Source organism: Carboxylicivirga linearis, from assembly GCF_018271995.1.
Classification (GTDB): Bacteria; Bacteroidota; Bacteroidia; order Bacteroidales; family Marinilabiliaceae; genus Carboxylicivirga; species Carboxylicivirga linearis.
The window spans coordinates 126046-148326 of sequence record NZ_JAGUCO010000007.1 but is presented as its reverse complement, the minus strand read 5'-3'; the positions used below and the strand labels follow the sequence as shown (position 1 = coordinate 148326).

Here is a 22281-nt window from a genome sequence, read left to right as displayed (position 1 = left end):
TGCTTTCCGGCACCCTTTTGAATCTCTAATACATATCTTTCAGATCGTTCTGTTCGAAACTTTTATTGTACTGTGTCATGGCCCTTAGACTCATTCCAACGTTGGAGAATCCTCCATCGTGGAAAAGGTTTTGCATTGTTACCTTTCTTGTTAAATCCGAGAACATCGTAATACAGTAATTGGCACAATCCATTGCATCAGCATTTCCAAGCGGAGACATACGTTCAGAAAAATCGATCAAACCATCAATTCCTTTTACTCCACTACCAGCAGTAGTTACTGTTGGCGATTGAGAAATGGTATTAACACGCACTTTACGCTCGCGTCCGTAAATATAACCGAAGCTACGTGCAATAGATTCCAACAATGCTTTCGCATCTGCCATATCATTGTATCCATAAAAAGTACGCTGTGCAGCTACATAGCTTAAAGCCATAACAGAACCCCACTCGCTAATAGCGTCCATTTTAAAACCTACTTGCAACACCTTATGGAAGGAGATAGCAGAAATGTCAAGTGTTTTATTTAAATAGTTATAATCAAGATCATGGTATACACGTTTCTTACGAACATTCAATGACATACCGATAGAGTGTAATACGAAGTCAATTTTACCACCTAACACTTCCATTGACTTTGCAAATACATTCTCAAGATCAGCAACATTAGTTGCATCCGCAGGAATAATTTCAGCATTTAATTTTTTGCCAAGATCCACAACTTCTCCCATTCTACAAGCAACGGGTGTGTTTGACAAAGTAATCTGGGCACCTTCTTCAACTGCCCTTTCAGCCACTTTCCATGCTATAGACATGTCATTAAGTGCTCCGAAAATAATACCTCTTTTTCCTTTTAAAAGATCAAATCCCATATCAGTTTATTTTTGAGCGCACAAATATATAGTATATGTTGCACAACACAAGTTACAGTTTAAAAAATTTATACTTCGTTCAGCTTAAATTAACAAACAGAGTTAAATTTAGTTCTTACAATTTATGAAGCTATGTTCAGTTTTTCAATAAAATACGTGCATTTTCCATAGCTGCATCCGACAAAGTTGAACCACTCAACATCTTTGCCACTTCTACAACTCTTTCTTCGTGGGTAAGTTTTTTTATTTGAGATACTGTTGTATGCTCATTATCGGTTTTAAATACTTTATAATGATGACTTCCTTTAACAGTGATTTGTGGCAAGTGAGTAATACTCACAACCTGCATAGCCTTAGCCATCTCAGCCATTATCACACCCATTTGATCAGCTACCTCACCTGATACTCCTGTATCTATCTCATCAAAAATAATAGTCGGCAATCCTTTAGCAGAAGAAAGTAATGACTTGATACTAAGCATTACTCTTGACATCTCCCCTCCTGATGCTACTTTATTTATGGCTGATGGCGATCCGTTTTTATTTCCGGAGAATAAAAACTCAACATGATCAATCCCATAAGGTAAATAATCTTCAGTCGCATTCATTTGCACCACAAAATTAGCATGTGGCATACCTAAAGCATGCAATTGTTTTTCAACTGTTGACTTAACAAGTGGAAGTACCTTCTTTCTGGAATCAGACAACTTTTTTGCTTTTTGTTTAAGTAGCTTTTCCAGGTCTGTTAATTTCTTATTGAGTTGATTCAACTCTTCGTCAAAGAAATTAATTTTATCTAATTGCGATTGCAGATTATCCTTCAATTCTATCAATTCAGAAATACTTTCGATATGATGTTTTTTCTGAAGACTATATATTAAGTCAAGCCTATCCTGAACCTTTTGAATTTGAAGTGGATCGTATTCCAAATCTTCAACACGAGTACCTAAATCATCTGCCAGATCCTTTAAATCGAGGTATGCCGACTCAATGCGTTGAGCTACTTCTTCACCATCATGCAAAAACGACTCTATCTTTTGAATTTTAGCCAAAGCATCCCTTAACGAATCCACCACCATTCTAGGTTCTTCAGTTAACGCATTTGTTACCTCAGCCAAATTTACCTTTATCTCCTCTACATGCGACAATTCCTGCAACTGCTTTTCAAGCTCTTCTAACTCACCTTCAACAAGGTTAGCCTCATCTAATTGTACAAACTGAAACTGAAGGTAATCTAAATCGTCTTTTTGCTTATTATTCTCTTCTATAAGCTCGTCAATTTGATTTTTTACAGTCTTGTACTCTTTATACGATTTATGGTAATCACTCTGCAGCGAACGGTTATCAGCAACAGCATCAACCACCATTCTTTGAAATCCAACATCATCTAATAAGAGATTCTGATGCTGAGAATGAACATCAATCAATTTTGAGCCAATATCTTTTAAAAACTGAAGATTAACAGGTGTATCGTTTACAAAAGCTCTGGATTTACCTGATGGTAAAATTTCCCTACGAATAATAGTATCTTCTTCAAAGTCAACATCATTATTCTCAAAAACTTCTCTCAGGCCGTTATTGCCCACAAAAAATTCCCCTTCTACCACACATTTTTTCTCTCTGTTTAAAAGAGCATTTAAGTCACTTCGATTACCCAATATTAAGGATAATGCCCCCAGCAATACAGATTTTCCGGCACCCGTTTCACCAGTTATAACCGTTAAACCGTTTTCGAGGTTAATATTAACCTTATCAATTAGTGCATAATTTGATATAGAAAGAGACTTGAGCATATTTTAATTACTACTTAACTTATCGTACTTTTTACTATTTGCAGGGTCAACTTCTTGCAACACTTGAATTGCATTGTTTTTTTCCATGGAGAATGACTCTTCAAAAATCTTAACTAACTCATCGCTTTTAGCGGTAAAAAACACCTGCATAAAAAAAGATCCCGGACGTTGTCGATAAACCTTTCGAAGATCCTCGAGGCTTTTTAATATTTCAGCCCGTCCCTCTTCTGGTTTTTCATTCATTATGTCCAATCCTTTTCGATGATATGTGTACATTGTTTTTCGCAAAGGACGGTGATATTCATTTAAAATATTTTCGGTTAACCAATAACGGTTACGCTGACTATCAAACGACTTCCATCCTGCAAAACTAGATCCCTGCGCCTGATTAACAATCTGTTCGGCTTGTCTGAAATAGTCCGTTCCTCCATTGGATGAAAACGAATCATAATCCATTCCTAAAATTATATAGGCATAATAGGCCAACACCCCAACCAGATTAGAATCGAATGAGTTAGGATTAAAAACCAGAGGTTCAAACTCCACATATTTAAAATGAAGATCCTGATCCTGATGGTTAAATATAACTGTATAATAAGACGAGTTATAAACCGGACGACGAGCTTGTATTTGAATAGAAGCTCTGAATTCATCCACCGAAATCATTTCGGCAACATTAATCATGATATTACAATCAATGCGCTCTTCGGGTTTAAAAACATCATTGGTCCAGTTTTGGTTATTCATAAATTCTCTGATGGCCGTCTGCAATGTTTCAAACACCTTTTTATTTGATCCCTGAATACTAGGCGAAACCACCTGAACAGCGCACTGAAATTCCTGGGCCTTTATCTGAAAGCCAGTAATAAGAAGAAATAGTACAACAATAACTCGTAACATATAACTATGTTTTAAATGATTATTTCATTAAGCGTTCCATCTCGTCAATAATATCACTCGCCACTTCCGCTTTAGATTTCAACGAAAAATCTATCTTCTTATTTTGTTTATTGATAATTGTAATCTTATTAGTATCAACATTAAAGCCGGCACCACTATCTTGTAAACTATTCAAAACAATCATATCCAGATTTTTGGACTCCAGCTTTTTAAGAGCATTCTGTTGTTCATCATTGGTTTCCAAGGCAAATCCAACCAATAACTGCTTCTCATTTTTAACCGATCCTAATGCCTTGGCAATATCTACCGTTGATTTTAACTCTATTGATAATGTGTCGGATTTTCGCTTCATCTTTTGATCTGCCGGAGCAGCCGGAGTATAATCCGCAACAGCCGCCGACATAATTGCCACATCACTATTGGGAAACACCTTAACACATGCTTCATGCATTTCTGCAGCACTTACCACATCAAGCCGCTTAATTCCTGCATGATTACATTTTAAGCTACTGGGCCCACTAACAAGTGTTACCTCTGCTCCTCTTGCAGCCAATTCTTCGGCAATGGCAAAACCCATCTTACCCGACGAGTAATTTCCAATGAAACGCACAGGATCAATCTTTTCATGAGTTGGTCCTGCAGTTACCAATACTTTTTTACCAACTAGCTTTTTAGATGCTTTTTTTTTAAAGTAAGCATTCAGGTTTTCCACTATCTCTTCCGGTTCAGCCATTCTACCTTTACCCACCAGTCCACTAGCCAATTCTCCTGCTCCAGGCTCAATCAACATATTACCATATGAACGTAACAGTTCCATATTACGGGTAGTTGAAGGATGTTTATACATATCCAAATCCATGGTTGGAGCCACAAACACCGGACATCGGGCAGAAAGATAGGTAGTGATAAGCAAATTATCAGCTATACCATTGGCCATCTTACCCATTGTATTAGCAGTTGCCGGAGCCACAATCATGGCATCAGCCCATAAACCGGTATCAACATGACTATTCCAATCTCCATTTTCAGGATTGTAAAACTCAACTAAAATAGGACGTTTTGATAAAGTTGCCATGGTTAAAGGAGTAATAAACTCCTTTGCCATTTTCGTCATCAAAACCTGTACTTCAGCGCCCTCCTTAACCAGTAAACGAGTTAAATGAGCACATTTATAGGCAGCAATACCACCGGAAATTCCAAGAATAAACTTTTTACCTTTTAGCATACCCTAAAATAAAAAAAGATAAAAGAAGTTACAGCCTCCTTTTATCTTTATTTTAATATCATTAAAACCGGATTGATTAGAAATTATTCGCCGGCTTCTGTTTTATCCGGATTGCGATGATAAACATTACCATCAACAAATTCCTGAGCAGCAATACAAACTGGCTTTGGTAAGCGCTCATAGAATCGAGAAATCTCAATCTGCTCACGGTTTTCAAAAACCTCTTCCAGGTTATCAGTGTAAGATGCAAACTCCTGAAGTTTCTTATTCAGTTCATCCTTCATCTCAGAGCTGATCTGATTAGCACGTTTGGCAATTACCACCACCGACTCATAAATATTGTCAGTATCTTGTGATAACACGTTTTTATCCCATGTAATGGTAGAAACCGGTGCACTCGTCTTTTTGTAATCGATTGACATATCTATTTCTGATTTATTATACTTCTTCTTTATTATATCCTTCTAGCATTGATTCTGAATCGCTCAGAATTTTATCCGCTCGTCTTTTATACTTTCCTTCCGGAAACTCATTCACAAATGTGTAATATTCATCAATGGCATCGCGTAATCTATCTACTTTCTTTTCCTCTACACTTTTAACAGCCTGAATATATTTTGACTCCAAAATAAGAAATGATAATTCTTCGCGATATTTAGTATCTGGAAAATCTTTTAAACTATTCTGAGCCGCAATTACAGCCGACATATAGTTGTTACCCATGTAATCACCCAAATCGTAATATAACTTGGCATTCAGGTACGACTTATATACTAATTTATCACGCAACTCATCCATTAACAAAGTAGCCTCCTCAACCCTAGAGCTATTCGGATACATATTTATAAACAACTGAAACTCCTGAATTGCTTGTTCGGTAGGAGTTTGATCCAACCGAGGCTTAGGTGACATATTATAATAAGTTATTGCACTCATATACATACATTCTTCAGCCTTATCACTGACAGGAAAGTTCTTCACAAACTCGCGATAATAATGTCCTGCAGATAAGTCATTGTTTAATCCATATAAACAATTTGCATATACATAATTCAATTCTTCTGCCCTTTCTGTTCCGCGGTAAATATTAACCAGCTGACTCAGTAAAGTTGAAGCTCTTGTGTAGTCTTCTTTCTCATAATAAGCCATGGCCTCTGTATACCATAACTCGTAATCCTGACTTTTTAACAACTTCTGATATTTACTACAGCCACCTGCTACCAAACTGGTAATAAATAAAATAAGCAAAGATACGTTTCTTAATCTCATAAAGTTTTACTAAATGTTTTTCTCAATTCTTTAACGGGCAATTAAAAAGATTCGTATTTAAACATCATGCAAAGATAAACTTTACATTACAACCTCACAACACCCAAAACATATTAGTTTTCAGTAGTCACCCAACGGTTAAACACCCTCATTCCGCCTAACTACCAGTCGTTAAGCACCAACTAGAACCTAAAGATAACAATATGATATGCGACATGTTTAGATTTTTTTAACGTGTTTTTTTCTCAATCACTGTCAAAAACATTACATTTGCCCGAAATTTTAAAGCTCAGTAACGTGGACATTTTCGATAAGATAAAAGCACACATGGGTCCTTTGGGCCAATATGGTAAGGAAGCTCATGGATATTTCATGTTCCCAAAACTGGAGGGAGAGATTAGTCCTAAAATGAAATTCCGAGGTAAAGAAGTACTAACCTGGAGTTTAAATAACTATTTAGGTTTAGCTAACCATCCTGATGTTAGAAAAGCTGATGCTGATGCAGCAGCTGAGTATGGAATGGCTTACCCAATGGGTGCCCGTATGATGTCAGGTCACACCAGCAAACACGAAGAGTTAGAATCACAATTGGCAGAGTTTGTTGGAAAAGAAGACTCATATTTATTAAACTACGGATACCAGGGAATGGTATCTATTATTGATACACTGGTTGGACGCAAAGACGTTATTGTGTACGACTCAGAGTCACACGCTTGTATCATGGATGGTGTATTCTTACATAAGGCTAAAGGTGGTAAAAGCTTTGTTTTTGCTCACAACGATATGGCCAAGTGTGAGAAAATGCTTGAGTTTGCTACCAAAAAAGCAAATGAAACAGGTGGAGGTATTCTTTTGATTACCGAAGGTGTTTTTGGTATGGCAGGTGACTTAGGTAATTTAAAAGACATTGTTAAGCTTAAAGAGAAGTTTAACTTTAGAATATTGGTTGACGATGCTCACGGATTTGGTACCATGGGTAAAACTGGTGCAGGTGTACCTGAATACTATGGTGTAACTGACGAGATTGATGTTCACTTCAGTACTTTCGCCAAATCAATGGCCGGTATTGGTGGATTTGTAGCAGGTAGTGAAGAAGTTGTTAGCTACTTACGCTATAACTTGCGTTCTCAGATCTTTGCAAAATCATTACCTATGCCTATGGTGATGGGTGCATTAAAAAGATTAGAAATGCTACGCGATCAACCAGAACACAAAGCAAATCTTTGGAAAGTTGTAGATGCCCTTCAATCAGGTTTGAAGAAAGAAGGATTTAACTTGGGTAAAACAGAATCTCCGGTTACTCCTGTATTTCTGGAAGGTGATGTACCTGAAGCTACACAGTTGACAATGGATTTACGCGAGAACTACAACATTTTCTGTTCTATTGTAGTTTACCCGGTAATTCCTAAAGATCAGATTATGCTTCGTATTATTCCTACAGCTGCTCATACTTTAGAAGATGTTGAATATACAATTAAAGCATTCTCTGAAGTAAAAGAAAAGCTGAAGGCTGGTAAATACAAGTCTGATAAAATTGCTAATGTATTGTAATAACATTCATACATTCATTCAAAAGCCGGTTCATTGAGCCGGCTTTTTTTATTTTAAATACTAGTGAAGTATTAAAGGTGATTTCAACCATTTTTAAAGCCTATCCTTGCATCTAATTTTGTATTTTTGCAGTCTAATAATTAACACTATGCAGAACGATCCAATGGGACAAGCTGCCCTTGATTACATGGGTGGTAAAAGGGGATTATCAATAAGAGTAAGATCCAACATTGCCGAAGACGACCAAATACCAGTTGATTATTTATTTCGGACGTTTAACGAAATGCCCGAGATAGAGCAAAAAGCACTGATGCATTGCAAAGGTAAAGTCTTGGATATTGGAGCAGGTGTGGGATGTCATGCTCTTTATCTGCAACAAAAAGGTTTGGAAGTGGATTGCCTCGACACCTCTGCAGGATGCAAAGAGGCTGCTTTACAAAAAGGCATCAAAAGCTATTATCAAGTCGACTTCTATAAGTTTGACACCAATATAAAATATGACACCCTGCTATTAATGATGAATGGCATTGGACTGGCTGGCACCTTAAAAAATCTGGATCATTTTCTGCAAACACTAAAAAAGCATTTAAAGCCAGGCGGACAAATACTTTTAGACAGTTCCGACTTACGCTACCTTTTTATTGACGAAGACAGTTATATGATGGTTCCCATGGAGAACTATTACGGGGAGGTTATTTATACCATGAAGTACAAAAATCATAAAACTAAACCTTTTCCATGGCTTTTTATCGATCCCGCATTATTAGAGGAGAAAGCTATCGAAAATGGCTTTGAATTTAAAAAAATCATAGATGGCCCTCACTACGACTACCTTGCACAACTTATACTTAAATAATAGGAATAACCGTTTATCATTATATAATATAAATTCATCAAAACATTTTAGTTATACAACACGTATAAACTCAAAGTTTTAAATTTGCATTAACTATTGTAAGGGTTAAAATACATTCAGAATGAAAAATATTTACGCATTTTTAATTGCATCAGCTTTTTTGTTGGTTAGTAATTTGGGATTTGGGCAAGCCTATACCAGTGGGTATCCAAATATCACTAATATTGAAGCAACACAAATTACCTTTAACACAAATATTACAAACACTGGTGGTAATACATATTACACTAAAATACTCATAAAATCTAGAGATGCTGGAGCTGCTGTAGGAGAAGTAAATGCTTTAGCATCCTATACAATAACAGTGAATAGTGCAGATCAAGAATTCTCAATTGACATAACTGGCCTATCAAGTGAAACAGATTACACAGCCTATTGTGTTTCTTATTTTTATAATCCTCTAACCTATTCTAATGAGTACTTAGAGGGAGCTCTTTCGAACCCTGCAACTGCTGTTGATTTTACAACTTCAGCAACTCCTCCACCCAGTTACGCAGACAGCTATCCAAATGCCTCAGAAATTCAAGAAACACAAATAACTTTCAATACTAACCTGACAAATACTGAAGGCAACACATATTATACAAAAATCCTGGTAAAATCAAGAGATGCTGGAGCTACTATTGGCGAAGTAAATGCTCTTGCAACAAACACAATTACAGTAAACAATTCAGATGAAGTATATTCGACTATTATTTCAGGCTTGACTAGTGGAACTGAATACACAGCTTATTGTGTTTCTTATTTTTACAATCCCACTACTTATGATAATGAATATATCGAGTCAGGAGCTCCGTCTGGGCCAGCCACAGCAGTTGATTTTACAACCGCAATTCCTTTTGCTATTAGTTCTTACTTACCTATTCAAAATGCAACAAGTGTTCCTGTTGACCAAAATCCCCAATTAACTTTTAACCAAGATATTCAATGGGCTGATATCTCTTTAACGTATTACATTAGGATTTATGATCAATCTACTGGAAATCCGGTACAAAATTTCATTATTGAGCCTGGCAACATTGATCCTCTATTAGACATTACAAATAACAAATTATCAATATCTCTTAGACAGAATTTAGATATAAACACTCAATATTATATCACCATACCCAATGGTGTTATTGAAACAACTTACGGTTCTGTTTTTACAGGTATCAACAATTCAGAATCGAATAATTGGCGTTTTACCACTGTTGGGGTTCCAATCTGGGCAGATGGCTATCCTTTCACCGAAAACTTAACTCTTGCTAATATTGACTTTGTTGGCCAAACAGATAAAGACGGAACATATAATTATATTATTTCTGCAAGTGCAAGCATGCCAACAGCTTCCCAAGTAAAAAATGGATTTGATGGAGATGGCTCAGCTGCCTTAATTAGTAATTCAGGTAGCCCAGGGACTATGACAACCGATACTAATTTTGGAGAAACACTTGATATTTCAAGCCTTACTGCCGAAACTACTTATTACATGTACTTAGTTGCCACTTCAAGTGCTGGATCTCTGGATTCTGAAGTGATTCAAATACCGTTTACAACATTGGAGAGAAATCCTCCTGTTGCTACATTTAATCCAATAGATGGAGCAAATAACGTATCCATTTTAACGAATGTTGTTATTACTTTTGATGAACCTGTAAGAATGCTTGATGGCACCATTATAGACAATTCTAATGTTGCCAGCTTAATTACTTTCCTTCTTAATCCGGCAAACCCAGTTGCATTTACGGCAACTATTGATGCCACAAAATCAATTATAACCATTTCTCCAGACGAACCTCTAAATGACAACTCCGGTTATGATGTAACAATAGTTGCAGTAGAAGATTACTATGGAAATCAACAACTAAGCTCTTCTACCGCCTCTTTTTCAACTGACAGCTATGTCACATGGAACGGAGGCAATTCCTCTGATTGGACAGCCAACCAAAACTGGGATGGTAATTTCAATGAAGGTGCCAGTGTTCACATTCTTTCAACAGCAACTAACATGCCTGTCATTGATGGGGCAACAACCATTCAAAATATTTTGATAGATGCCGGAGCTTCACTTAGCATCACTACTAATGGTGATCTTACTGTTAACGGTGATCTCACATTGAATTCATCTAATGATGAACTTATAGGTAATGCTTCTTTGATAAATAATGGTTCTATTTCTGTCGATAATTCAAATGTGCACATTCATCAACGAATTAGTTCCTCAAGTAATGCTTATTACATTTCCTCTCCGGTATCCGGGGTTACCATGAATGATATTGGTTGTGATTACGGCATGTCTTACTACGATAATACATTGGATAGTTATGCTTGGATGACGGGAAATGATTTTTTAAGTACTGGAACAGGATATCTTCTATACTCATACAGCAATCTTGAGTTTTCTGGTGCTATTAATGATGCAAATCAGTATTTAATTCCACTTTTAAGAACAGCCAATGCAGGTCTGGGGTGGAACCTAGTTGGAAATCCATATCCAGCTTCCATAAACTGGGATCTAATTGACGAAGCTTTGAAAGTAGATATTGTTGATGCAATATGGATATATCTGAATGATCAAGGCCTATATGGTACATATAGTCCTATTGCAGGAGGGATAAATTTAAATAACGGAGAAATACCTTCCAACCATTCTTTCTGGCTAAAAGTTTTGGAAGGTAACTACACTTCAGGATCTATAACTTTACCCAAAACCTCTCTTGTAAGCAACTCAAAAACAATTCTAAAATCTACTAAATCATCTTCTTCTGTTAGAATTAAGTTAGCAGGCTTTAATGACTCATTCAAGGATGAAACAGCTATTGCATTCTCAGATCTTTGTGACAACCTACAAGATAAATATGATGCAGAGAAAAAATTTAGCTCTAACAAAAATTACTTTCAAATCTATACGATAGAACCATTTAACTCTCTTGCTATAAATAGTAAAGCAGCACTAACAACTGAGGACATTTCTATTCATATAGGTTTTAGAGCTCCCAAGACTGGAAGTTTCTCAATAAAAGCAGTTGAATTGAGTAATATACCTACGAACAAAAAGGTGCTATTAGAAGATACCTATAATGAAACGATTATTAATTTATCAGAACAAGATTCATATTCTTTCTCTGTAAATAAATCTGGTAATAACAATGATCGTTTTATTATTCATATAGAAAATGAATTAAGTACTTCTATTGACTCTAATGAGCAAGAAAACATTAGAATTTATGGAAACAACGATCAAATTATTGTAGAAGGAAATACTATAGCTGGCAAGAAATATGAAATCACAACTCTCGATGGTAGAACAATAAAAAATGGAATTATACAGGAAGAATCAAAATCATTGATTCAAATATCTTATAAAGGCATTGTGATTGTTAGAATCTTTGATAATCAGAGTTCATTTGCCCAAAAAGTTTTGCTGAAGTAATAAAAAATAGGTTAATTTGTTGCTAAGAGTATCGTTAATGAATAATAAGAAAACATATATAAAACCTCAAATAGAAATATTCAAGGTAGATAATTCAATTAGCCTTGTGATGGCAAGCGAAAGTGGTCCTCCCGGACCAGATTTGCCGCCTGTTGCCAATCAATCCGAACCTCTACAACAAAATAATTTTGAATCAAATCCGTTTGATGAAACAAAATAAAAAAATCCCGCCAATGGCGGGATTTTCTTTTTCTATCAAGTGGTAATTACATTGTTACACTCCAGGTATCTTCCAGGTTATTTTTCCAGTCGCTAAAGTTTTCTTTTCCTCCTCTGACTTTCCAATCAGAATCAACTGTTAATTTTGAACTGATTCCCCCGCGTGGATTACAAACCATGGTAATTCGCATGCGTTCCGGATCATACGTTTCCATCATATGATCGTAGAAAACGTTTATCAAACGCTCGTATGAAACGGTGATATTACGTAAGTGGTAAACATACTCTTTTAACGACTTCAACTCAATAATTCGCTTTTTAGGATAAAAAGTAATAAATACATCAGCAAAGTCAGGCTGCTTCTTTACACCTAAAAAGGTGAATTCAGGTATTTTAATTTTTATCTCATAAGCTTCTCCTGTTGGATTTGGCAATGACTTTAAAATACTCGAATCAATATCTTTAAAAGTTAATACTTTCTCTTCCATCAATTTCTATTTTTAATTGTTTTGCTTTTGATCAACAAAATTACATAAATAATCATTACTGACCGACTAAAGATTTGGAAATGCCTGTAAAAGCAATTAAGGATCGCATCTGTTTGCAAATTTGGTTAATCAGATGCGATCCTTAATTGCTCTCTTGAAGTAATCTTTTCAACTATTTTGCCTATTTTTGCGGCCGAAAAATGATGATACAGTGGGTAGATCAAGAAGAAATAAACCGCTACTAAAACAAGTTGAAATAACTGATGTAGCAGCCGAAGGCAAAGGATTATGCCGTATTGAAGACCGTGTGGTTTTCGTTCAAAAGGTGGTACCGGGCGATATAGTGGATGTACAAGTTAATAAAAAGCGCAAAAGTTACTACGAAGGATATCCGGTGCATTTCCATAAATACAGCGAGATCAGAACCGAACCAATTTGTGAGCATTTTGGCACCTGTGGTGGCTGTAAATGGCAGGCTCTTCCTTATGAGCATCAGCTTAAATACAAAGAGCGCGAAGTATTAAGCAACCTTCAACGCATTGGTAAGATTGAACTTCCCGAATCAATGCCGATTAAAGGTTCAGACAAAACTGCTTTTTATCGAAATAAACTGGAATTCACCTTTTCGAATAACCGATGGTTATCTTTTGAAGAGCTCAATTCGGGAGAAGAAATAGCTCAACGAAACGGAGTTGGTTTTCATATACCAGGTATGTTTGACAAAGTAATTGATGTAAACAAATGTCATCTTCAATCCGATCCATCGAACCAGATTCGCTTAGAAATAAAGAAATATGCGTTTGAGAATAACCTTACTTTCTTTGATCTGAAGAAACAGGAAGGTTTTCTGCGTACATTAATTATCAGAACATCATCTACTGGTGAGATAATGGTTATTCTTACTCTTTTTCATGAAGATAAAGAGAATAGAGAAAAGCTATTAAATCACATCAAGGATACATTCCCTCAAATCACATCATTACTTTATGTGATTAATTCAAAAGCGAATGATACCATTACAGATCAGAATATAGAATTATTCAGTGGTCGCGATCATATTTTTGAAGAGATGGAAGGACTTCAATTTAAAATTGGTCCTAAATCCTTTTATCAAACTAATTCTGAGCAGGCTTATGAACTGTATAAGGTAACTCGTGAATTCGCAGATATAAAAAGTAATGATATAGTTTACGACCTTTACACAGGAACCGGAACCATTGCTAATTTTGTGGCTCGTCAGGCAAAAAAAGTTATCGGTGTTGAATATGTGCCTGAAGCCATTGAAGATGCTATTGAGAATTCGAAACTGAACAACATCACCAATACCAGCTTTTATGCTGGTGATATGAAAGACGTTTTGAATTACGATTTTTTAACCAAGAATGGTCATCCGGATGTTATGATTGTTGATCCACCAAGAGCCGGGATGCATGCCGATGTGGTGCAAACTATTTTAAATTCAGCACCAGACAAAATTGTATATGTAAGCTGCAACTCCGCAACTCAGGCCAGAGATATAAACTTACTTGATATTCGATACAGAGTAACTAAGATACAACCAGTAGATATGTTTCCACATACACACCATGTAGAAAATGTAGTACTACTGGAGAGAAGATAAGAGGCGCATTTGCGCCTTTTTTTAATCAACTACTTCACTTTCAACAAGACTCACTTTTTCCTTTTTCTTTTCGTCTATTTCATTAATAACCGGAGCCTTATCCCTATTATTCAGCATTAATGTCAGCTTTTGTATTAAAATTGAAAATAAAGGGAATTTATTAAACCAATAGATCAATTTATTAAATCGCCCGGGTATACATATTACACTGCCTGAATGAAGCCCATTTAAGGAGCTATTGATAACATCATCAACCGGAGTCCAAAAGAAATCAGGAATATTCTTCATAAAAGACAAATCACGATTGATAGACTCATGAAAAGATGTTGGAGTAAATACCGGACACAAGGCCTGTATTTTTATGTTGTAATCTTTAACCTCGCATTGTAATGTCTTTGAAAAATGAACAACTGCTGACTTTGTTGTACTGTACATTACATTTCCAGGGACATCAATAAACACTGCAAAAGAAGCAACATTAATAATATTCCCTTTTACCTTCTGATTGGCCATTACAGGAATTGCAGCACGGCAGAATCGAATAGTACTATTCAAATGCACAGTTAGCATATCCAGTTGTTTCGATAGAGGAACCTCTATAAAATAACCTCCAACCCCAAAACCGGCATTATTAATTAACAAATCAATTCTTGATAACGATGAAATAACTTTCTCAACTTTGGCTATATCCTCTGCTACAGACAAATCAGCATCGACACCTTTTATTTTAACATTGAACTTATCGGTTAGTTCCCTAATCAACTCTTGCAGCTTAGGTTTATTGCGGGCGACTAAAACAAGATTGTATCCCTGATTAGCTAATTCCTGAGCAAAAGCTTTTCCGATTCCACTTGTCGGCCCGGTAATAACAGCTAATGAGTTGTTCTCGTTCATGTTCAAAAAGGTTAGGTTACATGATTCATGCAATAATAATGCATCAAAACAGAAGGCACTAGAAACTACCTTGCATTATAAACGACAAGATAATAAAATAAAAGCTGTACCATTAAATTAGAAGGGCATATCTTTATCAAAGCCCGCATTCATATCCGGAAAATCAGGTAGGTTAGGTGCTCCATCCTCTCCTCCAGAGTTCATTTTTGAAGGTAAACTCTGTGCTGCAGGTTCCTGACTAAAGCCACCACCTCCATCATCAAACATATCTTCTTCCACATCCTGAAAGCGTGCCAACTCCGAACGAAATCGAAGACGAACATCGGCCGTTGGTCCTGCACGGTGCTTAGCAATAATAATCTCAGCCATACCAATCAAAGAGTTACCTTGCTCATCCTCAGTAATTCTATAATACTCCGGACGATGAATAAAACACACCATATCAGCATCCTGCTCAATCGCACCCGATTCACGAAGGTCGGACAGCTGCGGACGTTTACCCTCATTTCCAGCACGCGATTCCACACCACGATTCAGCTGCGAAAGTGCAATCACCGGAACATCCAGCTCCTTAGCCAATCCTTTTAATGATCTTGAGATGATACTTACCTCCTCCTGACGGTTACCTGGACTCATACCACTGGCATTCATCAGCTGAAGGTAGTCAATGATGATACACTGTATATCATGTTGCTTTTTCAACCTTCTACACTTGGCTCTTAATTCAAATACAGATAAACCTGCTGTATCATCCACAAAAATTGGTGCATCAATAAGGTTCTGAATCTTATGATCTAACTGTTCCCATTCATAGGGAGCCAGGTTACCTTTCTTAATTTTATCGGCCGATAACTCTGTTTCGGAAACTACCAAACGGTTTACTAATTCTACGTTTGACATCTCCAGCGAGAAGATAGCTACCGGAATTTTATGATTCAAGGCCATTTGGCGAGTCATGGATAATACAAAGGCTGTTTTACCCATAGCAGGACGTGCAGCAATAATAATCAATGCTGATCCTTGCCAACCTGAAGTAATTCTATCTAAAGCAGTAAAACCTGAAGCTACACCACTTAAACCATCACCTCTGGCAGCAGCAACTTTAATACGGTCAATCGCTTCCTGAATAACAGGGTTGATCTGAACCGCCTCTCTTTTCATACTACCTTGCGATAGCATAAAAAAGGTACTTTCAGCCTCTTCCAGCAAATCATTAACGTCAATACCATCGTCGTATGCTTTGGTCTGTAGCTCGCTGGAAATCTCTATCATTCGGCGCTGTAAAAACTTCTGCCAAATAATTCGGGCATGAAACTCAATATGCGCAGCTGAGGCAACCTTACTGGTTAATTGCGACACATAAAAGGCACCGCCCACTTCTTCAATCTTACCAAGACGTTTGAGCTCCTGTGTTACAGTTAACATATCAACAGGTTGCTCCTGCGCCTCCAAATTCATTATGGCCTGATAAATAAACTGATGAGCTTCTTTGTAGAAATGCTCCGGCTTTAAAAGCTCAGATATTTGAACAAAAGCATCTTTTTCAAGCATCAGAGCTCCTAAAACTGCTTCCTCCAGATCAAGTACCTGGGGTGGCAATTTACCAAGCTCATTGCTCATCATTGTATTTTTATTATATTGTTGTTTATTAGCCATTAACGATTTTTGAATATTAAAAGCGGGGAACAAATATACTAATCACTTTTGAGAATTTCGGGATGTAACGAACACTAATATTTTCAAAAAAAGTTGATTATCTAGCAACCAAGCAAATAAATTTTGGGATGTAAAAGCTGAACAAGGAAATTACCAGAGAAATCATTTATTTTGCCTAAAATATTATTGAATGATACAATTTCCGAATGCAAAAATAAATATAGGTCTGAACGTTGTAAGCAAAAGGCCTGATGGCTACCACAATCTGGAAACAGTCTTTTATCCCATCCCATTAAGCGATGCTTTGGAAATAATTGTGAATAACGATTTGGATAACGATTATCAATTATTCAATACAGGAATAACGGTTGATGCACCCACTAATGAGAATATTTGTGTGAAAGCACTTGAGTTGATAAAAAAAGATCATACTATTCCACCCATCGAAATACATTTACATAAAGCTACTCCCTTTGGAGCCGGTTTAGGTGGAGGTTCTTCCGATGCTGCTTTTATGCTTTCAATGCTTAACACATTGTTCGAACTGAATATCAGTAATGATGAGTTAAAGAAAAAAGCTATCCAATTGGGTGCAGATGTTCCGTTTTTCATTGACAATAAACCAAGTTTTGCAACAGGCATTGGAGACTTATTACAACCGATTAATCTCGATTTAAGTGATTATTACCTTTGTTTGGTTAAACCACCCATACACGTAAGCACCCCAGAAGCCTACTCTGGCATTACCCCTAAAGCATCTGACAGAATATTACCAAACGACTTGAACCTTCCGGTAGAACAATGGAAGGATATAGTTAAGAATGATTTTGAAACCAGTGTTTTCAAAAAATATCCAGAAATAGAAAAAATTAAAACAGAACTATATAATCAAGGTGCTGCTTACGCAGCCATGTCGGGAAGTGGTTCTACAGTATTTGGATTATTTAAAGATGAACCACACTTTAAAGTGGATCCTTCTTATTTTGTGTGGAGTGGAAAAATGAAATAATAAGAAAAAAGCTGCCCTAGGGCAGCTTTTATTTTTATTCAATCTCAATCATAAGATGTCTCTTTGGAATCCTATCACCTTCCTTTACATGAATGGCTTTCACCTTTCCATCAAAAGGCATGGCAATCTGATTTCTCATTTTCATTGCTTCAAGAATCATTAATGATTCTCCTTCTTTTAATTCTTGCCCTTCTTTCACAAACACTTCTCGTACTGTACCCGGTATATAGGACAATACATTGTTTGGATTCGGAGCTTCATATGCTGTTCGATTTTCGAATTTCTTGGTCAATTTTGTTTTATACTTCATGCTAAGTATTGCAAAATCAACCAATCCTTCAACTTTCTTTTTAGTCATACAACCTCCTATTAAAATGGTGGAACTCCGTGCTTTTTAGCTGGACGATGATCTTCTTTATGAGCTGATACTTCAATTGCATGAAGAAGCAAATCACGTGTTTCGCTCGGCTCAATCACAGAATCGATATATCCTTTAGCCGCAGCCACAAATGGATTGGCAAATTTCTCTTTGTACTCTTCCACTTTTTGAGCACGCATTGCATCTTTATCTTCAGCTTCTTCAATTTCTTTTCTAAAGATAATATTAGCAGCTCCTTCTGGCCCCATCACGGCAATTTCTGCGGTTGGCCATGCAAACATAAAGTCAGCACCTAAGTGACGAGAGTTCATTGCGATATAACCACCACCATATGCTTTACGCAAGATAACAGTTACCTTAGGCACAGTAGCTTCTGAATAAGCATAAAGAACTTTGGCACCGTGACGAATCACACCAGCATGTTCCTGATCGACACCCGGTAAGTAACCAGGCATATCTTCCAAGGTAACAATTGGAATATTAAAAGCATCGCAGTAACGAATGAAACGTGCAGCTTTATCAGAACTATCGCAGTCCAATACACCAGCCAACACTAATGGTTGGTTAGCTACAAAACCAACAGTTTCGCCATTCAAACGGCCAAAACCAATAACAATATTAGCAGCCCATAACTCCTGAATTTCAAAGAAATCTGAGTCATCAACGATTGCCTTAATAACATCACGCACATCATACGGCTGACGTGGATCAGATGGAATAAGGTCTTCGATATTGCCTTTAAATTTAGGAGGCTTTGGTGGGAAAGTCTTCGCTCTCTTTGTATTACTCCAAGGAATAAATGTGATCAATTTCTTGATTTGATCGAAACATTCCAGCTCGCTATCTGCAAAGAAATGCGCATTACCGGTTGTTTCTGCATGCACACGGGCACCACCCAAATCTTCCATTGAGATTTTTTCACCCAATACAGACTCGATTACACCGGGTCCGGTAATAAACATCTTAGAAATGTTATCCACAACGAACACAAAGTCAGTCAAGGCCGGTGAGTAAACTGCACCTCCGGCACAAGGACCTAATATTACAGAGATTTGAGGAATCACACCAGAAGCCATGGTATTGCGATAGAAAATCTCACCATAACCTGCCAATGCGTTCACACCTTCCTGAATACGAGCACCTCCTGAATCGTTAATACCGACTATAGGCACACGCATTTTTAAGGCGTGATCCATGATTTTTGTAATCTTACGGGCATGCATTAATCCTAATGAACCTCCTTCAACGGTAAAATCCTGGGCATAAATACAGATTGGGGCACCATAAATAGTACCTGTACCAATAATTACTCCATCTCCATGAAGCTGTTTTTTGTCCATACCAAAATCACGAGCTTCGTGCTCAACAAAAAGATCGTATTCGGTGAAAGAATCTTTATCCAACAGTGCAAGGATACGGTTACGAGCGGTTTGTTTTCCTCTCGCCACCTGCTTTTCAATGGCTTTGTCGCCACCACCCTTTTCCACTTGTTCCTTTCGTTTACGAAGGTCAAGGATGTGTTTTTTCAATGACATAATCCAATAATTTGATTTAACCTACTATTAACCAAGAGAAAATCACCCTGGTCAATAATTTTTCAGGGTGCATAATTACTAATTTTATTTTTTTAACAAAAGAGAAACGTTCATTTAAACATAACCCTAATGTTTTTAATCAATAATAAATAGCTTATCACCAACTACTTTGGCGCTTTATGATAGAGGAATATTCCAATTATAGCAAAAAGAATATTTGGGACCCAAACAGCCAATAATGGATTCATACTACCATTAATGGCAAAGGTGGTTGAAATTGTCATGAATAAAATATACGAAAAACTTAAAGCAATGCCAACTCCAATATGCAATCCCATTCCTCCACGAACTTTACGTGATGCCAAAGAAACACCAATTAGCGTAAGAATAAAAGCACTAAAAGGAGAAGCTATTCGCTTGTATTTCTCAATATAAAACTCTTCCAAATTACCTACTCCACGCGCTGTCTGTTCATTTATATATCTATTGAGCTCAGGGTTGGTCATCATTTCAAAATACTTTCTTTCCTCCTTAAAATCTGCAGGTTTCATATTAGGAATCAAAGTATCCAACTCGCGTCCTTTTTCAATAACTTGTTCTATATCATTAGTAAATTCACGGATCATGTAATTACTCAAATGCCACTTTCCGGAAGCGGTATCAAATTTTACAGTTCGAGCCGACAATTTGGATATCAACTGCTTCTCATCGTATTTTTCAAGATTAAAATAATCTCCTTTTTCCTGATACGAATAATATTTACCCAAGAACACAAACAAGCCTGGTTCAATTTGCATATGTATATCACTCAAACCAACCTCTCGTTTATCTTTCACATAGGTAGCCTCAAATTTCAATCTTGTTCGGTTAGCTGGAGGAATAACATAACCACCTAACAAAAAGGAAAATATTGCTATAATAGCGGCCCCCATAAAGTAAGGAAACATCATTCGGCGAAAACTTACACCACTTGATAAAATGGCAATTATCTCAGTTTGATAAGCCATTTTTGAAGTAAAAAAGATTACTGCAATAAATACAAAGAGCGGAGTAAACAGATTGGCAAAATAAGGAATAAAGTTTTTATAGTAATCAAAAATGATTGCGTTTAACGGAGCATCTTTATCGATAAAATTATCAACTTTTTCAGTAACGTCAAACACTACCGAAATACTAATAATCAATAAGATAGCAAAAAAGAAAGTACCAAGGAATTTTTTAAGAATATATAGATCCAGTTTTTTCAAAACGTCGGTTTTAGTTTAACAACGCCTCTTTTGAGCTTTTACAAAAGAACAAAAAAATTGTGTAATAAAAAGTTAAAAAAGATTCTCCCTCATGACCAAACTCTTAGAGTCTGGTTGTAAGTTTTTTTACCATCACTTCTTTCCAGCTGGCAAAATCACCTTCAATAATGTGTTTACGGGCTTCTTTTACCAACCACAAATAAAAGGTAAGATTATGTAAGCTGCCAATTTGGGCTGCCAGCATTTCTTTTGAAATATATAAATGACGAAGATAGGCCTTAGTATAATGATGATCTACAAATGAAGTACCATTAGGGTCCACTGGTGAGAAATCATTTTTCCATTTCTCATTACGCATATTTAAAATCCCTTCAGAAGTAAACAACATTCCATTTCGTCCATTACGAGTAGGCATTACACAATCAAACATATCTACACCCAAGGAAATATTCTCAAGCAAGTTTGCTGGCGTTCCAACTCCCATTAGGTATCGAGGCTTATCTTTTGGCAATATTCCATTGACCAACTCCACCATTTCATACATAACCTCTGTTGGTTCTCCAACAGCCAAACCACCAATAGCATTACCTTCCCTATTTTGTTCTGCAATAAATTCGGCAGACTGGGTGCGCAAATCGCGATGTCCCGCACCTTGAACTATTGGGAAGAATGTTTGTGAATGTCCGTAATAAGGTTCGGTTGTATCAAATCGATCAATACCTCTTTTTAACCAACGATGGGTCAACTCCATTGAGTTTTTTGCATATTTATAATCAGAGTCTCCCGGAGGACACTCATCTAATGCCATTATAATATCAGCCCCAATGGTTCTTTGAATATCAACCACATTTTCAGGAGTAAATAAGTGCTTTGATCCATCCAGATGTGATCTGAATACAGCACCTTCTTCAGTTAACTTACGGTTATCACTCAAAGAAAAAACCTGATATCCTCCGCTATCTGTTAAAATGGGCTTAACCCAACCATTGAATTTATGCAATCCTCCGGCAGCCTTTAATGTTTCTAATCCCGGACGCAAATACAAATGATAAGTATTACCTAGAATAATTTGAGCCTGAACATCCTCATGTAAGTCACGAAAATGCACACCTTTCACCGAGCCCACTGTACCAACCGGCATAAATATTGGTGTTTCAATTTCTCCATGATCAGTTGTTATTTTACCAGCCCTGGCACTGGACTTTATATCTGTATGCTGCAGCTCAAATTTCATATCACACTATTTTACAAAAACTTAACCAAAAGAATTGCTTTTTGCAATTTCAATCATCAA

The 22281-nt window shown here is 36.7% G+C and carries 19 protein-coding genes; 6 read left to right on the top strand and 13 right to left on the bottom strand.

The annotated features are described in order from the left end of the window. Nucleotides 1-25: 25 nt before the first annotated feature. The 6 genes from KEM10_RS11865 to KEM10_RS11840 form a co-directional block, all read right to left on the bottom strand. Nucleotides 26-871, bottom strand: a complete 846-nt coding sequence (locus tag KEM10_RS11865) for an enoyl-ACP reductase FabI (protein WP_212216219.1) — start codon at nucleotides 869-871, stop codon at nucleotides 26-28. 136 nt (nucleotides 872-1007) lie between these two features. Further along, nucleotides 1008-2663 (bottom strand): DNA repair protein RecN, encoded by a 1656-nt coding sequence (gene recN, locus KEM10_RS11860; RefSeq protein ID WP_212216218.1) that lies wholly within the window; start codon nucleotides 2661-2663, stop codon nucleotides 1008-1010. Between the two features lie 3 nt (nucleotides 2664-2666). After that, the gene (porD, locus tag KEM10_RS11855; RefSeq protein ID WP_212216217.1) at nucleotides 2667-3563 is read right to left on the bottom strand and encodes a type IX secretion system protein PorD; all 897 of its coding nucleotides are present in this window, start codon (nucleotides 3561-3563) and stop codon (nucleotides 2667-2669) included. A gap of 19 nt (nucleotides 3564-3582) precedes the next feature. Next, nucleotides 3583-4788: a bifunctional phosphopantothenoylcysteine decarboxylase/phosphopantothenate--cysteine ligase CoaBC gene (gene coaBC, locus KEM10_RS11850; protein WP_212216216.1), complete on the bottom strand. Its 1206-nt coding sequence runs from the start codon at nucleotides 4786-4788 to the stop codon at nucleotides 3583-3585. 83 nt (nucleotides 4789-4871) lie between these two features. Further along, entirely contained in the window at nucleotides 4872-5210 is a 339-nt protein-coding gene (locus tag KEM10_RS11845; RefSeq protein WP_244825785.1) for a DNA-directed RNA polymerase subunit omega, read from the bottom strand. Between the two features lie 16 nt (nucleotides 5211-5226). After that, nucleotides 5227-6057, bottom strand: a complete 831-nt coding sequence (locus tag KEM10_RS11840) for an outer membrane protein assembly factor BamD (RefSeq protein ID WP_212216215.1) — start codon at nucleotides 6055-6057, stop codon at nucleotides 5227-5229. Nucleotides 6058-6354: 297 nt separating this feature from the next. Here KEM10_RS11840 and KEM10_RS11835 point away from each other — a divergent pair, with 297 nt between their 5' ends. The 4 genes from KEM10_RS11835 to KEM10_RS11820 all read left to right on the top strand — a co-directional run bounded on the left by KEM10_RS11835 (nucleotide 6355) and on the right by KEM10_RS11820 (nucleotide 12159). Then, the gene (locus KEM10_RS11835; protein ID WP_212216214.1) at nucleotides 6355-7608 is read left to right on the top strand and encodes an aminotransferase class I/II-fold pyridoxal phosphate-dependent enzyme; all 1254 of its coding nucleotides are present in this window, start codon (nucleotides 6355-6357) and stop codon (nucleotides 7606-7608) included. A gap of 148 nt (nucleotides 7609-7756) precedes the next feature. Then, on the top strand, nucleotides 7757-8464 hold the full coding sequence (locus tag KEM10_RS11830; protein WP_212216213.1) for a class I SAM-dependent methyltransferase: 708 nt from the start codon (nucleotides 7757-7759) through the stop codon (nucleotides 8462-8464). Between the two features lie 121 nt (nucleotides 8465-8585). Further along, nucleotides 8586-11939, top strand: a complete 3354-nt coding sequence (locus KEM10_RS11825; RefSeq protein WP_212216212.1) for an Ig-like domain-containing protein — start codon at nucleotides 8586-8588, stop codon at nucleotides 11937-11939. Between the two features lie 37 nt (nucleotides 11940-11976). Then, nucleotides 11977-12159, top strand: a complete 183-nt coding sequence (locus tag KEM10_RS11820) for a hypothetical protein (protein WP_212216211.1) — start codon at nucleotides 11977-11979, stop codon at nucleotides 12157-12159. Between the two features lie 46 nt (nucleotides 12160-12205). Here KEM10_RS11820 and queF read toward each other — a convergent pair whose 3' ends face one another. Further along, nucleotides 12206-12646 (bottom strand): preQ(1) synthase, encoded by a 441-nt coding sequence (queF, locus tag KEM10_RS11815; RefSeq protein WP_212216210.1) that lies wholly within the window; start codon nucleotides 12644-12646, stop codon nucleotides 12206-12208. A 211-nt stretch (nucleotides 12647-12857) separates the two neighbouring features. On the opposite strand from queF, the gene rlmD reads away from it, so the two are divergent. Continuing rightward, on the top strand, nucleotides 12858-14267 hold the full coding sequence (gene rlmD, locus KEM10_RS11810; RefSeq protein ID WP_212216209.1) for a 23S rRNA (uracil(1939)-C(5))-methyltransferase RlmD: 1410 nt from the start codon (nucleotides 12858-12860) through the stop codon (nucleotides 14265-14267). A 21-nt stretch (nucleotides 14268-14288) separates the two neighbouring features. On the opposite strand, the gene KEM10_RS11805 is transcribed toward rlmD, so the two are convergent. Together KEM10_RS11805 and dnaB are read right to left on the bottom strand one after the other, a co-directional pair. Continuing rightward, nucleotides 14289-15161 (bottom strand): SDR family NAD(P)-dependent oxidoreductase, encoded by an 873-nt coding sequence (locus KEM10_RS11805; RefSeq protein ID WP_212216208.1) that lies wholly within the window; start codon nucleotides 15159-15161, stop codon nucleotides 14289-14291. A 117-nt stretch (nucleotides 15162-15278) separates the two neighbouring features. Further along, nucleotides 15279-16817, bottom strand: coding sequence for a replicative DNA helicase (gene dnaB, locus KEM10_RS11800; protein ID WP_212216207.1), 1539 nt, complete (start codon nucleotides 16815-16817; stop codon nucleotides 15279-15281). Nucleotides 16818-17007: 190 nt separating this feature from the next. Here dnaB and ispE point away from each other — a divergent pair, with 190 nt between their 5' ends. Continuing rightward, nucleotides 17008-17826 (top strand): 4-(cytidine 5'-diphospho)-2-C-methyl-D-erythritol kinase, encoded by an 819-nt coding sequence (gene ispE, locus KEM10_RS11795; protein ID WP_212216206.1) that lies wholly within the window; start codon nucleotides 17008-17010, stop codon nucleotides 17824-17826. A 34-nt stretch (nucleotides 17827-17860) separates the two neighbouring features. Here the strand turns inward: ispE and KEM10_RS11790 are convergent, their stop codons facing one another. From KEM10_RS11790 to tgt, 4 genes are all read right to left on the bottom strand, one after another. Next, on the bottom strand, nucleotides 17861-18184 hold the full coding sequence (locus KEM10_RS11790; protein ID WP_212216205.1) for a biotin/lipoyl-containing protein: 324 nt from the start codon (nucleotides 18182-18184) through the stop codon (nucleotides 17861-17863). Between the two features lie 11 nt (nucleotides 18185-18195). After that, complete coding sequence (locus KEM10_RS11785) at nucleotides 18196-19740, bottom strand: acyl-CoA carboxylase subunit beta (protein WP_212216204.1); 1545 nt, start codon at nucleotides 19738-19740, stop codon at nucleotides 18196-18198. Between the two features lie 164 nt (nucleotides 19741-19904). Next, entirely contained in the window at nucleotides 19905-20987 is a 1083-nt protein-coding gene (locus tag KEM10_RS11780; protein WP_212216203.1) for an LptF/LptG family permease, read from the bottom strand. 103 nt (nucleotides 20988-21090) lie between these two features. Further along, the gene (tgt, locus tag KEM10_RS11775) at nucleotides 21091-22221 is read right to left on the bottom strand and encodes a tRNA guanosine(34) transglycosylase Tgt (RefSeq protein WP_212216202.1); all 1131 of its coding nucleotides are present in this window, start codon (nucleotides 22219-22221) and stop codon (nucleotides 21091-21093) included. Nucleotides 22222-22281: the final 60 nt, after the last annotated feature.